The following is a 14,181-nucleotide window of genomic DNA, read 5'->3' on the forward strand; positions in this document are numbered from 1 at the left end:
TAGCTACTCCTTATGCATTTCCACCTATTGCTTGATCTGATACATCTGGATCAACCGTGCTTGTAATATTAAAACCAGTATTTGTGTTTAAGAAATCACCAGTATTATTAGAGCCAGCTCCTGAAGAAGATTTTTCTGCACTTTTTGGTGATACGTATAAACTGTCACCAAAGTTGATCACTCCACCACCAACACTATTAATCTTGATTGGACCTACAATAGAGGGCAAAAAATCACGACCTTTCTGCTTAATTTGCATTTCTTTCAGACTGTATGATACGAATGTGCTTTGTGCGAGAAAGTGCGTGCACGTTACTCACATTACCGACTTGCATACAAGAAGAGGTAGAAAGTGCTCTGATATCCATATTTGTCACATGGATATTGGACCTATAATGGTTACGTTCGCCAAGTATGATATTTTGATCAAGAAGAGGTCGAATAGTTGTGTGAAAGATTGGGTACTGCTCGAAATGAAATCCTTGATCACTAGTAATGCCACCTTCTTTTTGTACGGCGAGAATATCCGCGTTCGGATTTAACTCTTTCGTATCACCAATTTGAAGTACGGAACTATCTGCAACACTATTAACCCACAACTGATTTACGTTAGTTGTTCGGTGTGTGAACGGTTTGTTGTTCATTAGCGCTTCCTACAATATATGATTCTGGTGGTGTATCAAACTGGGAAGATAAATGAATTTCATGACTGTCACCGATAATAAAAAGGGAAGAACTAGTCACATCATCAAGCGAAATATTTCCAACTGACAAATTCCAATTATTCACTTTATAGTACATGCTATTATTGCTCCTTTTGTTTATTTATAAACCATTGTTTTAATCCGGTATGCAGTTCTTTTTTTACATTTGTCATGATATGTTGATTCATTTGTTCTGGCACAACATTGTCTTGGCTATAATGAGTAATTCTTTCCGCAAGTTGTTGTCTCATATCATTCAATAATGTTTGTCGGTAGATTGGATCTAACGGGAATTGATATTCTTGTTCTAATGCTTGCAAGTGTTCAGGCAGCTCCTCTTGAACATATTGATCTAACGCTTGATGGATAGGTGGCATGCTTCCATTATGTTGCCCTGGTATAGATAATTCATCAATGGATTGTAAGTCCTCAGGAGTGATTCCAATATGGAGAGCACCGTCTAATCGCTCAATTTTTAGTTGGTCAAAGTGATATTCGAGCTTTTCGATGTTTGTTTTATTCCCTTGTTTTTGTTCAAGCTTTTGTAGTCGTTGCTCTAAGGAGTTGATTTGATGATGAAGTTGTTGAACATGTTGTTGTAGTTGTGTGATATAATAAACCATCATTTGGTAATCCATGTGTCATCACTCCCTTTTTGGATAAGTAAAGAAAGTATAAGATTTGCGTATTTGTCTAGCTCTGAGCGCCTTTCTTAATAATATTAGAATGGGGATAATGGGACTAGTGGAGTGGATACACCATCAGGGCCAGCTTCTTCAGCGGGTCCGGTAAAACCACCAGTATTGTATAATTGGGAGAGTGCCTGTATTTTCCCAGTACTGCCGATTTGTAAAACAGATGAGTTATTGATGCTTTCCACTTTTAAAAAATGAATATATATCGATTGATTTACCGTTAAATTCATCCTATCACCTACCATATACCGGTTATATTTTGATCGAATTGGTCATTATCTACCATATGTGTTTGGGCGTTAACCATATGAATCCGCATTTCATTTCCTGTGTTAAAGGAACCACCACCAGCGAAGGTTTTGGATTGTGTATATGGCTCGATTTTATAGACATCGCCAATATGAAAGATACTTGAAGAACTAAGATTGATAACTTTCACTGCACCAACAATTGCGGGCATTGACATCATCCTAACATTGATACAATATTCTATATTAAGTTTATGAAAAGTGGAGTTAGTTTGTGATACATGTGTTGGTAGAAAAATATATAAGGGAGCGTAAGGGAGCGTGGACATTAGTGAGTAAAGCAGCACCTTTGGCAGAGAATAAAAGATTGCCATGGATAGATACGGCGAGAGGATTTGCGATCTTTGGTATTTTTATTGTTAATTTAGTAGCTTTCCATGCCCCATATTTTATGTATAGTAATGGCTCAAATTATTGGGGATTAGATGATCCAGGAATATGGCAAGCAATAGTGGAGATTTTCTTTCAGTCTAGTTTTTATTCGTTGTTTTCATTTTTATTTGGTTTCGGCATGCAAATTATTTATGAAAACCTACATTCAAAAAAGATGGAAGCACCACAAAAATGGCTGGTACGCCGTTTAATTATTTTATTAGGTTTTGGTTTGGTTCATGCCTTTTTATTTTGGCATGGTGATATTCTTATTACATATGCTATAACTGGATTTTTATTATTACTATTTTTAAAACGTCAAAATGTTACGTTAATTGTCTGGAGTTTATGCCTTTTATTGATTCCAACGTCTATGTTTACAGGGTTATTATATTTAGCCAGTTTGCTAGGGGATATGAGCAGTCTAGCTAATATGGTTGCCATTGAACAAGCGTATCAGCATTATGGAAATGGAACCTTAGGAGAAGTTTTAAGTCAAAATGCGAATGACTGGCTAGTTGGTAACACGGTTTTTCAACTGATTTTGACAATTTGTAATTTGTTGCCGATCTTTTTGCTTGGCTTACTTTTTGCTCGGAATAAATGGTTACATGATATTCAGTCACATAGGAAAATATTGCAAAAATGGTGGATAGCTACGCTACTACTATCCATCTTATGCAAAGTGGTACCATATACATTTGGATACCCAATTTGGTTCACTAGGGTACATAATGTAATAGGTGGTACATCCTCAGCTATTTTTTATATTATAACGATAACACTTCTCTTTAACAAGATGAAGAAACTAGCTATACTGATAGGCTACGTTGGAAAAATGGCGTTAACTAATTATATCTTGCAGTCGATTATCGGATTTATGTTATTTTATTCGGTTGGCTTTGGTTTATATGGTATGCTAACACCTTTTCAAACTATTTTGATTGGTATCATTGTATACATCATTCAAATTGTATTAAGTTATCTCTGGTTACAGAAGTACAAGCGAGGACCGTTAGAATGGTTGTGGCGAAGTCTCAATTATAAGCAAAGATTAGCTAATAAAAGATAATCATTATGACGATGGAGTGAAATGTTAGTATTGTAAATGAAATCTGTTTCAAACCATGATATGATACAAGTAGTAAGTCTAACTATTGGGGGTATGTAAAAGATGACGACACATTTACACATTACGGCATGGGTAATTGGAGTAATCTTGTTGCTTGTTTCTTATGCTATGTACAAGAGCGGTAATAAGGCAGGAAAAATACTACATATGATTTTACGACTAGATTATTTGTTAATCATTATTACAGGTGTTTTACTATTTACACATTACTTTTCGGTGTACACAGGCTCAGCTGGTATACTTGGCGAAGTAATCGTGAAAATGGTAGCTGGTTTATGGATGATTGGTGCCATGGAGATGTTACTAACGAAGACAAGTAAAGCAAAACCAGCAACTGGTGCTTGGATACAAATCGTTATTGCATTTGTGATCGTGTTGGTTCTAGGTTTAGGCAGACTGCCGATCGGTTTTCAGTTTATGGGGTAATCAAGGAGGACGCGGGAATTCCCGCGTCCTTTTCGTTTTCTTGGGAAGATTGTTGCATTTTTTCCATATTGCTGCATACATTAGTTAAAGTTACTATAAAAGGGAAGGGTGTGTCATGTAGTATGTGTGGGATTACAGGATGGATCGATTTTACCCGGAACCTTGAAAATGAACGAACTCAAATAGAACAAATGGCAACAAGTATTAGTCATCGTGGCCCTGATCAAACAGATTTTTATTTTGAAACACATGTAGGGTTTGGACATCAGCGTTTAATCGTAGTAGATCCTGCTGGCGGGAGACAACCGATGTGTAACAGAAAAGATCAACACCAATATGTATTAGTGTACAATGGGGAGCTTTACAATACAGAAGATATTCGTAAGGAATTAATCAAGCGAGGGTGGAAGTTTGATTCTCATTCAGATACAGAAGTGCTATTAAAAAGCTATATGGAATGGGGAGAGGAACATGTAGAGAAATTAAATGGTATTTTTGCTTATGCCATTTGGGATCCAGTCAAACAACATTTATTTCTTGCGCGAGATCGACTGGGAGTAAAACCGTTGTTCTATAAACAGCATCAAAATGGGTTGTTATTCGGTTCCGAAATCAAAGCTATTCTTGCTCATAATGAGGTAAAACCAATAATCAAAGAAGAAGGGCTTTCCGAAGTATTTGCACTTGGCCCATCTCGTACTCCTGGTCATGGTGTGTTTGATCAATTACATGAATTAAAAGCAGCCCATGTAGGGATTTTTGATCAAACAGGTTGGAAAACAAGACGCTATTGGAATGTGGAGAGTAAAAAGCACGACGAGTCCGTAGAAGAAACTGCTGAAAGAGTTAGAAGCTTACTAATTGATGCAGTAGAAAGGCAGTTAGTTTCAGATGTTCCGCTTGGTACGTTTTTATCAGGTGGAGTAGATTCAAGTGCGATAACAGCGATAGCTGCAAAATACTTAGAAGCAAATGGAAAAGATGCATTACAAACTTTTTCGATAGATTATAAGGAAAATGATAAATATTTTAAGAAGAGCACTTTCCAGCCAAATCAGGATAATCATTATATTGAAAAAATGGTTCAAGCATTGGGAACAAAGCACCATAGTTTTGTCATTGATAATCAGACATTGGTTGATTTGTTGAAGGATGCGGTTCGTTATCGAGATCTACCTGGCATGGCAGATGTAGATTCTTCGTTGCTATGGTTCTGTGGAAAGACGAAACAACATGTAACAGTAGCATTATCAGGAGAGTGTGCTGATGAAATTTTTGGTGGATATCCGTGGTTTTATCGCGAAGATGATTTGAATCGACCAGGGTTTCCGTGGATACGATCATCGGAGGTTAGACAAAATCTATTACGTGATGAGCTTGATCAACAATTAGACCTTTCTTCTTACTTAATAAACCGGTATGAAGAGACTGTTGCGGAAGCACCGTTATTAGATGGGGAAGATGAGGAAGAAAAAGCACGCAGGCAAATGTTTTATGTCAATATGCATTGGTTTATGCCTACATTATTGGACAGAAAAGATCGTATGAGTATGGGAGCAAGCTTTGAAGCACGTGTTCCGTTTAGTGATCATCATCTTGTCGAATATGTATGGAATATTCCCTGGGAAATAAAAACGTATGGTGATAGAGAAAAAGGAATTTTGAGAAAAGCATTGGAAGGCATTCTACCAGATGAGGTTCTTTACCGAAAGAAGAGTCCTTATCCTAAAACACATCATCCAGCATATACAAGTGCGGTGACAAGTTGGATGAATGACATTATTAATGATAAAGATGCAAGATTATTTGAGGTACTAGATCGTGAAAAAGTAAGAGTATTGGTTGAACAAAAAGCGTCCGATATTAGTGCACCATGGTTTGGTCAATTGATGACTGGACCACAACTATTAGCACATTTAGCTCAAATAGATTTTTGGTTAAAAGAACATGAGATAACGATAGATATATAAGGTTGCAAGAGGCTAACTATTGATTGGATATAGTTAGCTTTCTTTATTTTGTTTTCAGGAGAGTTTATCAAGGACATAACTTTTAAATTAGGCCGAGTTATGTCTGTGAGAAGGCTTATGAAGGACATAACTTTTAAATTGGCCTGAGTTATGTCCATGAGACAGCTTATCAAGCCTACAATTTTTCCTATTTCCTTGTTTGACTTTTCTTGATTGTCTAGGATAATAGATAATGAATCTATTTTAGAAAAGGAGACCATTATGCAGTACATAAGAAAGATAGTTTTCATTTTGTTTTTGCTTTTATGTGTGGCACCTAGTTTAACCGTTATGGCAGATGAAGAGATGGAAGAAAGAATCTATTATATTTTGGTGGACAGGTATGTCAATGGTGATAACAGCAATGATATCGACATTAATATTGATGATCCTTCTGCTTATCATGGTGGAGATTTGCAAGGGATAATAGACAAGTTGCCTACGATAAGTGACTTAGGTATTACAACGATTAATTTAAGCCCCATAATGACAGCGGATTCTTACCACGGCTTTGATCCGTTAGATCACCAAACGATCGATCCGCAATTCGGCAGTGTGGCAGACTTACAAAACCTTGTGAATGCAGCACATGAAAATGATATAAAAATCATTCTAGATTATGCTATTTCACATGTTTCTGCTGAGCATAGTTTGGTATCAGAACAGTCTGGCTGGATTGCAGAATCTTCTATGAATCCATTAGCAGAAGAACTTCCAACCGTTGATTTGAATCGCGAAGATGTACAACAATATTTCATTGAAACAGCTATATATTGGATGAACAATGCGGAAGTTGATGGTTTTCATGTCTATGTGAATGAACAGACCCCGAGAAGCTTCATTGATGAATTGCGTCAACGTATAAATGCAGAAAAAGAAGATGCGCTTCTCATCATTGATGGTGCGAATGATGAGAATGGGATGAATCCAGTATTTCAGACAGAAATAGTAGACATATTGAAACAACCTGGACAATCATTAGAAGAACTATTCTCAGAGAACATACCAGGTGTACACTATGTAGAGTCAGCTTTGACCTCACGTTTTGCGCATGAGGCAGTGAAAGAAGGTTATCATCCTATTACGAGATGGAAACTTGCAGTAACATTGCTTTATACGTTGCCAGGCTCAACATTCCTTTATCAAGGAGTAGAGGTTCCAATGGATAATGGTGTAGATGAACCAGATCACAGAATGGCTGAACTGAATAAAGAGGACGATGAATTAGTGCATCATTTAGAAAAGCTGGCAACGATTAGAAAGACTTCTCATGCACTGGCAGATGGTGATCTAGAATTAATCGAACAGTCTGGTGCAATGTCAGTGTATAAAAGAAGTACTCCAGAGCAAGTAATGTATGTAGCAATTAATAATGATACGGAAACACAAGTTGCTTCACTTGTGGACATTGATGAAAATATGCAATTAAGAGGGCTGCTAGAAGATAATATTGTTAGACAACAAAGAGATGGTACATATAAAGTGATTTTGGATCGTGAGACAAGTAATATCTTTATTTTAGAAGAAGATAGTGGATTTAATTGGTTTTTTATCTCCATGATGGTTATCATCTTTGGTGGTTTTGTCGCATTTATTATTGCGGTTGGGGTGAAAAATCGTCAGTTTAAAAAACAAGCATAAAATTAGCTTTCATTGCTTCGATGTTAAAAATAACGCTTGGATAGTAAAAAAGTGGCTATCCAAGCGTTGTTTAGTATTAAATAATGGTCCCACCGTTCACATGAATGGTCTGTCCTGTTATATAGCTAGCATCCTCACTAGCAAGGTAGACATATGCTGGTGCAACTTCAGCCGGTTCACCAGGTCGAGCTAATTCTGTATCGGAACCAAAAGTGGATACTTGATTTTCATCAAAACTGGCTGGAATTAGTGGCGTCCAGATTGGTCCAGGTGCCACACTATTCACGCGAATCCCTTGTGTTGCGAGCGACTTTGCTAATGATTTAGTGAAAGTGGTAATCGCTCCCTTTGTGCTAGCATAATCAATCAATGTTTCGTTACCATGAAAAGCAGTGATAGAAGAGGTATTGATAATGACATTTCCTTCTTTTAAATGCGGTAATGCTGCTCTTGTTAAATAAAAGTAACCAAAAATATTAATCTGAAACGTTTTTTCTAATTGTGCGTCTGTGATGTTAAGAAAATCTTGTTGTGGATATTGAACAGCTGCATTATTAACAACGATATCTATTTTACCATGTTCCTTGATTACTTTTTCCACTACTTCGTTGCTGAAGGAGCTACTTGCAATATCACCGCGGAATAAACTACAGTTACGTCCTTCTGTTTCCACTAGTTTCTTCGTTTCATTTGCGTCTTGGTCTTCATCAAAGTATATAATCGCAATATCTGCACCTTCTTTTGCAAAATGAATGGCTACAGCTCGCCCAATCCCACTATCACCACCTGAAATGATCGCTACTTTATCTGTTAATTTATTACTACCTTGATAATGCGAATGGATACTAACCGGAAGTGGTGTCATTTTATATTCAAACCCAGGTTGCCTGTCTTGATGTTGCTGCGGTAATACTTGTTTTTGTTGATTACTTGCCATTTAAAACACTCCTAGACACTTTTTCTTCTAGTATGGTGTTAAAATGGAACGATATACGTAAAAAAATGCATGTTATTATTTCGGTGAATCATTTAAGAAAAAGAGTGCGATGGTACCAGGACCAGAGTGTGCTCCGATTGAAGAGCCGACCATGTTGATTTTTATATCTTTTACATCCCATTTTTCACGGATCATTGAAGCAAGGTGTTCTGCTGTATCAAGTGCATCACCATGACTAATAGCAATTGGTTGATTATCTAAGTCTCTGCCTCGTTCCTCCATCACTTCAATCATTCGCTTGAATACTTTCTTTGAACCCCTAATTTTTTCTAACGGAATTAGTTTTCCATCTTCCATGTGAAGTAGCGGTTTGACTTTAAGTAATGTACCAACAAAAGCAGCTGTTTTACTTACACGCCCACCGCGGTACAAATACTCTAGATCATCTACTGTAAAAATGTGTTCCATATGCTCATAGTAGTATGTACTTGTTTGGACGATTTCGTCGACTGTTGCACCTGATTGAGCTAGTTCTGCTGCGCGTTGTACGACAAGTCCATAGCCTAATGAGGCACATTTAGTATCAAGTACATGTAACACAAAATGAGGATATTGTTCTTTTACTTCTTGTTCCATTAATTTAGCGGCCTGATATGTACCAGATAAGGCCGAGGAAAATGCTAAATAGACTACTTCTGTTCCATCTTTCGCATGTTTTTCAAAGACATCTTTGAAAAGTTGAGGACTAACTTGCGATGTTTTAGGAGCTTTTCCTGCTCGCATTGTATCGTATACTTTTTTTGGCGAGATCGTAACACCATCTTGATATTCTTCACCATCTAATTGAACAGTTAAAGGTAACATTTCTATATTATATTGTTGAAAATCTTCTGCAGATAAATCACATGCTGAATCTGCTAGTATTTGTACTGCCATATAAGCCCCTCCTTATTTATTGTGCATGTATGTTTCGTTTTAGCTTAATATAAGTGTAAGTGTAACAAATAGCTACGTCAAAATTATTTGATATTTTTTACACAAAACACTTGGTTTTTAGAAAGAATTTTAGTATAGTTTATGCTTGTTCCAATACGATTAGTCGAAATAAAAAGCTTAAAGTAGTAATAAAAAGGGTAAGAAAAGAACTGAACAGGAGGGGGATTACAAATGTTTTTAATGCAAGCTAAACGAATTACCATAGTAATTATTGGTGCAGTTCTCAATGCGATTGCACTTAATTTTTTCTATATTAATGCAAATGTATATGCGAGTGGCTTTACTGGTATGTCACAAATTATATCAACCATTTTATCGGATTATTTGGGAATTCAGATAGCTAGTACAGGTATTATTTTACTTATTTTAAATATTCCAGTCGCGATTCTTGGTTGGTTGATGGTTGGTAGAGGATTTACTATTTACAGTATTCTATCAGTTGTTGCTACATCGTTCTTTTTAGAAGTTTTACCGATTGTTACTTTATCAAACGATATATTCTTAAATGCTGTTTTCGGTGGAGTTATTGCAGGATCTGGTGTAGGTATTACGTTAAAATGGGGTGCATCTACTGGTGGTTCAGACATCATTGCGATGATTCTATCGCGATTAAAGGATAAGCCAATTGGTGGATATTTGATGATTATCAACGGGGTCATTATTATCGTCGCAGGTACATTAAATGAACCAGAAAATGCGCTTTATACATTAGTTGGTTTATATGTGACGACACGTGTCATTGATGGAATACATACACGCCACGAAAAAGTAACAGCTATGATCGTCACGAAAAAAGCAGATGAATTACAGAAAGCGATTCATGATACAATGATTAGAGGTATTACTATTTTGCCTGTTAAAGGAGCTTATACGAAAGAAGATAAGCATATGTTATATTTAGTTATCACAAGGTATGAATTATATGACTTAGAAAAAATAATTCATGAAGTGGATGAACATGCCTTTACGAATATTATCCAAACAGCAGGTGTTTATGGATTCTTCCGAAGAAATGATTGAAACTTTCCACTGTAATCTTGCGTATATACTTATAAGGAGGTTGAAGAAATATGAAAAAAATATTATTACTCGTTTCAATGATCGCAATATTAGGTTTAGTAGCATGTGGTAATGGAGAAGAGGGTTCCAAAAATGCGGAACCAATAAATAATGCAGAAGCTATTTCTTCAATTATACAGAACCTTAGCCTAGAGGTTGAGACAGAACAACAAGAGGAACAATTAGTATTTACTTTGCAATTGCTAAATGATAATGAAGAAGAAGTTGATTTTACTTTCGCTACTGATCAGCAATATGAGATTATCTTATCTCAAGATGGCCAAGCTATTTATCAATATTCTGAGGATCAAATGTTTACACAAGCTATAGTAGAAGAAACGTTGGCTGCAGGTGATGTGAAAGAGTGGACAGAATCTTGGAATATTCCTACTGAAGTAGAAGCTGGTGAATACGAAGTGGAAGTGTCGATTATTCCTTCCAAAATAAATGAGCAGGTTGTTGAAGGAGAACCTTTACAACAAACAACAACTGTTACAATTGAAGCTACTAGTCAAAAGACGAAAGAAGAAACCAATGAATCTGAACAGCCTGAGGTAACAGAAGACACTGAAGAAACTTCGTCAGCAACAGAAGAACAAGATAAATCTACAGAAGACACAAGTACAAAAGAAGAGGAAGATGGACCATTTCGTTCGATTGATGTATCTGGTGAGAAAGGGCAGTATGTAGTGAAAGGTCAAGTAGATACAAGTATTGGTACTACATATTATGAAGTAGAAGATGGTCACAATTATCTTGTGGAACAAACAGAATTACCTGTTAAAGGTGAAGGTTGGCAAGATTTTGAGGTTAGCATTTCCGTTTCTGAAGATTTATTACCATACAATGGAACAGTGATGATGATCTTGTATAACGAAGATCGTTCAGAACAAGTTCCCGTTCAGTTAGAAGTAATAGAATAAAGAAAAAAGCGAAGGGAATTCCCTTCGCTTTTTTAATATCCGTGCTTTGTTATTAGTTCTTCAACTTTGCTTACTAGTTCTTCCCATTCGATATCAAATTTTTTATTGACTGTAATAAAATGTTGGAAACCAAAAACGTTATCTACACCTTCTAGTTCCATTAATTCATTTAATACATCATATTCACTTGTTTGACCAGGCATAACAGAGATACTATTATTTCCTTCAAAGATCATTTTGTCACTAGTAAATTTCATGGCATTTGGATTAGGTGTTGCTTCTACAATAATACTCATTGTATTCCTCCTATAAAACGAACTTTATCACCATCATACCAAAATGTTATCGTTTATGAAAGAACTTCTAGTGGAAAAGGTGATGAAGAAAGAAGGCATACAGCTTGTATGCCTTCTTTGTATAGGGGAGAGGGTCTTACTTTAATTCGTTTTGTTGCTTTAATTGCGTTTCAAGCTCTTGAAGTGCTTTTTGTTCTTCTGCAGTTGCGTTTGTATAGGCAGATTGAATAGCCTCTTGAGCTGCTTGCTTATCTGCTTCAGCGAAGTTTCCGTTACCACGATTCATTAAGCGATTGACGGCATCCTTAGCTTGTTGAAATAATTGGTTTTGCATAATAAATCCTCCTGTTATATGAATCACTAGGCTTATCAATTGGATTACCATTATGATCCGTTATATCGAAAAGAGAAAAGCATGAACACCAATGTGATGTTCATGCTTATTATGAGTTAATTATCATTATTTATTCCGATAGATCTTTGCCAGCCTTAACGTTTGCTTCCAATTTCAAATAATCAGACAGAAATAGGCCGATACCATCTTCTTCATTCGTTTTCGTTTGATAATTGGCAATTTGTTTTAGTGGATCAATCGCATTGCCCATTGCTACACCAACACCTGCATAATCAATCATTTCTAAATCATTATCTTCATCACCGAAAGCAATAATATTACTCGCCTGTATGTTGTAATAATGAGCAATTTTCTTCAAACCAACCGCTTTATTAATGCCCTTTCGAACGATTTCGATGATATTCCAGGGCACGCCCCATTTTCTATGCTCAATAATAGATGCATGGTGGTCATCCAAATAAGTTCTTAGTTGTTCTAAATGTTCATCTTTAGGGTGAATTAACAAAGATGTCGGGTCTTCTTTTAATTGATTTTTCAAGCTTCCGATCGTTATCAGTTCGTTTTGCCCAGGTTCTGTGAAGATATCAATTACCTTTTGATCAAAACGGTCCAAATATATATTATCTTGGATCTCCGCAAAAATATTATCCACTTCAAAATCATAACATGTTTGAACAATTTTTAGAGCAGTTCGGTTAGGCAGTGGAGTATGTAATACATCCCAATTTCGATCTGTTGGATGATGAATAAGTGCGCCATTAAAATTAACCATCGGTGTTTCTAATCCAAGCTCGCGATAATATCGAATACTTGAACGATGTGGCCTACCTGTGGAAATAACGACAATATGTCCTTCAGCCATTGCTTGTTGTACAACTGCTTTTGTATAAGGACTGATTTCTTTGTGTTCTGTTAACAGTGTCCCGTCTAAATCTAACGCTATCATATGTCTATTCGTTTGCATACATTCACCTCACTATTTAATTATAGTGTATATTTCTTTGATTCATGTGTAAAGTTTCTAAAATAATTAGAAATAATGAAGTATGAAAATTTTGCAAGTTTACATGAGAAGTTATATGATGAAAATAAGAATAATTAGCAGAAAGGGATGTACTGATGATAGCAATTACGAAAGAATATTGGCGCGATATTCCTTTACTACATGTCGTGGATAATGAAAAGAAAAATAATGCTTTACCAACATTAACGTACATACATGGTTTTACAAGTGCAAAAGAACATAATTTACCATTGGCTTACTTATTAGCTGAAAAAGGTTACCGAGTACTCCTGCCAGATACTATGCTACACGGGGAAAGAGAACAAAGTATTTCTGACAATGAGAGGCAACTACAGTTTTTTGACATTGTTAAGCAAAATTTGCAGGATATTGAAAGTCTTTATCAAGAGTTAGTAGCAAAGCAGTTATTAGATGGTAATCGTTTTGGCTTAGCAGGTACTAGTATGGGTGGTATTACTACTGCTTCTGCTCTTACACAGTTTCCTTGGATTAAGGCTGCTGGGGTGCTAATGGGCTCACCAAAAATTAAAACATACGCCCAAGAAATGATTGAACACATGAAGAAAAAATATCAACAATTTCCTATTCCAGAGCAACATATTGAGTTTTTGTTAGACGAATTAAAAGGGATTGACCTTTCCTTGCAAGTAGAAAAGTTATTTGAACGACCGCTGTTCTTCTGGCATGGTGAGGATGACCAAGTCGTACCGTTCCGGCATTCATATAGTTTTTATGAAGAAGCGATTAGCTATTACAAAAACCCTGAAAACATTAGCTTTTTAAAAGAAATGGGACGTGGGCATAAAGTGTCTCGTTTTGCTACAGTGGAGTTTGTTAACTGGGTAGAAAATCATCTATGATGTTAATCATTTAAAAATAGACAGATTTGTTTTATAATAAAGACAAGTTTTTTGAAGGAGGGAAATAAGATGGATCAGGCTTTAGAAGAAAATTTAATGGGAGCACTGGAAAATGTGATTGACCCAGAGCTTGGAATAGATATTGTAAACCTTGGTTTAGTTTATGGTGTAGATTTAAATGACGAAGGTATTGCGACGGTGACAATGACACTTACAGCAATGGGATGCCCACTTGCTGGACACATTGAGCAAGATGTGAAGCGTGCGATGGAGGATATTCCAGAAGTTAAAGATACAGAAGTAAATATTGTTTGGAGTCCACCATGGTCAAAAGACCGTATGTCTAGATACGCGAAAATTGCTCTTGGTATTCCAGATTGATAAAAAGCGCCTGAAAGGGCGTTTTTTGTATACAGTTAAAACAAAGCCACGAGAGAAGGCTCT

Annotated in this window: 19 protein-coding genes; 8 read left to right on the top strand and 11 right to left on the bottom strand. The window is 36.2% G+C overall.

Annotation, left to right across the window (positions count from 1 at the left end):
- Nucleotides 1-10: 10 nt before the first annotated feature.
- The 6 genes from SH601_RS07110 to SH601_RS07135 form a co-directional block, all read right to left on the bottom strand.
- Complete coding sequence (locus tag SH601_RS07110; protein WP_319957578.1) at nt 11-229, bottom strand: spore germination protein; 219 nt, start codon at nt 227-229, stop codon at nt 11-13.
- 19 nt (nt 230-248) lie between these two features.
- Entirely contained in the window at nt 249-644 is a 396-nt protein-coding gene (locus tag SH601_RS07115; protein ID WP_319957579.1) for a spore germination protein GerPE, read from the bottom strand.
- The gene (locus SH601_RS07120; RefSeq protein WP_319957580.1) at nt 610-801 is read right to left on the bottom strand and encodes a spore gernimation protein GerPD; all 192 of its coding nucleotides are present in this window, start codon (nt 799-801) and stop codon (nt 610-612) included. Before SH601_RS07120 ends, SH601_RS07115 begins: the two co-directional genes overlap by 35 nt.
- A 4-nt stretch (nt 802-805) precedes the next feature.
- A complete protein-coding gene (gerPC, locus tag SH601_RS07125) occupies nt 806-1,342 on the bottom strand; it encodes a spore germination protein GerPC (RefSeq protein ID WP_319957581.1) in 537 nt (178 codons plus the stop codon).
- 83 nt (nt 1,343-1,425) lie between these two features.
- On the bottom strand, nt 1,426-1,629 hold the full coding sequence (locus tag SH601_RS07130; RefSeq protein WP_319957582.1) for a spore germination protein GerPB: 204 nt from the start codon (nt 1,627-1,629) through the stop codon (nt 1,426-1,428).
- Nucleotides 1,630-1,637: 8 nt separating this feature from the next.
- Nucleotides 1,638-1,859, bottom strand: coding sequence for a spore germination protein (locus SH601_RS07135; RefSeq protein ID WP_319957583.1), 222 nt, complete (start codon nt 1,857-1,859; stop codon nt 1,638-1,640).
- A 119-nt stretch (nt 1,860-1,978) separates the two neighbouring features.
- On the opposite strand from SH601_RS07135, the gene SH601_RS07140 reads away from it, so the two are divergent.
- From SH601_RS07140 to SH601_RS07155, 4 genes are all read left to right on the top strand, one after another.
- The gene (locus tag SH601_RS07140) at nt 1,979-3,151 is read left to right on the top strand and encodes a DUF418 domain-containing protein (protein ID WP_319957584.1); all 1,173 of its coding nucleotides are present in this window, start codon (nt 1,979-1,981) and stop codon (nt 3,149-3,151) included.
- A gap of 102 nt (nt 3,152-3,253) precedes the next feature.
- Complete coding sequence (locus tag SH601_RS07145) at nt 3,254-3,637, top strand: YisL family protein (RefSeq protein WP_319957585.1); 384 nt, start codon at nt 3,254-3,256, stop codon at nt 3,635-3,637.
- A 122-nt stretch (nt 3,638-3,759) separates the two neighbouring features.
- Complete coding sequence (gene asnB, locus SH601_RS07150; RefSeq protein WP_319957710.1) at nt 3,760-5,607, top strand: asparagine synthase (glutamine-hydrolyzing); 1,848 nt, start codon at nt 3,760-3,762, stop codon at nt 5,605-5,607.
- 261 nt (nt 5,608-5,868) lie between these two features.
- A complete protein-coding gene (locus tag SH601_RS07155; protein WP_319957587.1) occupies nt 5,869-7,287 on the top strand; it encodes an alpha-amylase family glycosyl hydrolase in 1,419 nt (472 codons plus the stop codon).
- Between the two features lie 76 nt (nt 7,288-7,363).
- Here the strand turns inward: SH601_RS07155 and SH601_RS07160 are convergent, their stop codons facing one another.
- Both SH601_RS07160 and SH601_RS07165 read right to left on the bottom strand, forming a co-directional pair.
- The gene (locus tag SH601_RS07160; protein WP_319957588.1) at nt 7,364-8,224 is read right to left on the bottom strand and encodes an SDR family oxidoreductase; all 861 of its coding nucleotides are present in this window, start codon (nt 8,222-8,224) and stop codon (nt 7,364-7,366) included.
- Nucleotides 8,225-8,299: 75 nt separating this feature from the next.
- The gene (locus SH601_RS07165) at nt 8,300-9,160 is read right to left on the bottom strand and encodes a DegV family protein (RefSeq protein ID WP_319957589.1); all 861 of its coding nucleotides are present in this window, start codon (nt 9,158-9,160) and stop codon (nt 8,300-8,302) included.
- A gap of 231 nt (nt 9,161-9,391) precedes the next feature.
- Here SH601_RS07165 and SH601_RS07170 point away from each other — a divergent pair, with 231 nt between their 5' ends.
- A complete protein-coding gene (locus SH601_RS07170) occupies nt 9,392-10,240 on the top strand; it encodes a YitT family protein (RefSeq protein ID WP_319957590.1) in 849 nt (282 codons plus the stop codon).
- A 50-nt stretch (nt 10,241-10,290) separates the two neighbouring features.
- A complete protein-coding gene (locus SH601_RS07175) occupies nt 10,291-11,202 on the top strand; it encodes a BsuPI-related putative proteinase inhibitor (protein ID WP_319957591.1) in 912 nt (303 codons plus the stop codon).
- Between the two features lie 32 nt (nt 11,203-11,234).
- Here the strand turns inward: SH601_RS07175 and SH601_RS07180 are convergent, their stop codons facing one another.
- From SH601_RS07180 to SH601_RS07190, 3 genes are all read right to left on the bottom strand, one after another.
- On the bottom strand, nt 11,235-11,498 hold the full coding sequence (locus SH601_RS07180; RefSeq protein ID WP_319957592.1) for a NifU N-terminal domain-containing protein: 264 nt from the start codon (nt 11,496-11,498) through the stop codon (nt 11,235-11,237).
- 136 nt (nt 11,499-11,634) lie between these two features.
- A complete protein-coding gene (locus SH601_RS07185) occupies nt 11,635-11,832 on the bottom strand; it encodes a DUF3813 family protein (RefSeq protein ID WP_319957594.1) in 198 nt (65 codons plus the stop codon).
- Nucleotides 11,833-11,962: 130 nt separating this feature from the next.
- Complete coding sequence (locus SH601_RS07190; protein WP_319957595.1) at nt 11,963-12,817, bottom strand: Cof-type HAD-IIB family hydrolase; 855 nt, start codon at nt 12,815-12,817, stop codon at nt 11,963-11,965.
- A 155-nt stretch (nt 12,818-12,972) separates the two neighbouring features.
- Here SH601_RS07190 and SH601_RS07195 point away from each other — a divergent pair, with 155 nt between their 5' ends.
- Both SH601_RS07195 and SH601_RS07200 read left to right on the top strand, forming a co-directional pair.
- The gene (locus SH601_RS07195) at nt 12,973-13,737 is read left to right on the top strand and encodes an alpha/beta fold hydrolase (RefSeq protein ID WP_319957596.1); all 765 of its coding nucleotides are present in this window, start codon (nt 12,973-12,975) and stop codon (nt 13,735-13,737) included.
- 69 nt (nt 13,738-13,806) lie between these two features.
- A complete protein-coding gene (locus tag SH601_RS07200; protein WP_319957597.1) occupies nt 13,807-14,118 on the top strand; it encodes a metal-sulfur cluster assembly factor in 312 nt (103 codons plus the stop codon).
- Nucleotides 14,119-14,181: the final 63 nt, after the last annotated feature.

The organism is Gracilibacillus pellucidus, from assembly GCF_033949965.1.
GTDB lineage: Bacteria > Bacillota > Bacilli > Bacillales > Amphibacillaceae > Gracilibacillus > Gracilibacillus pellucidus.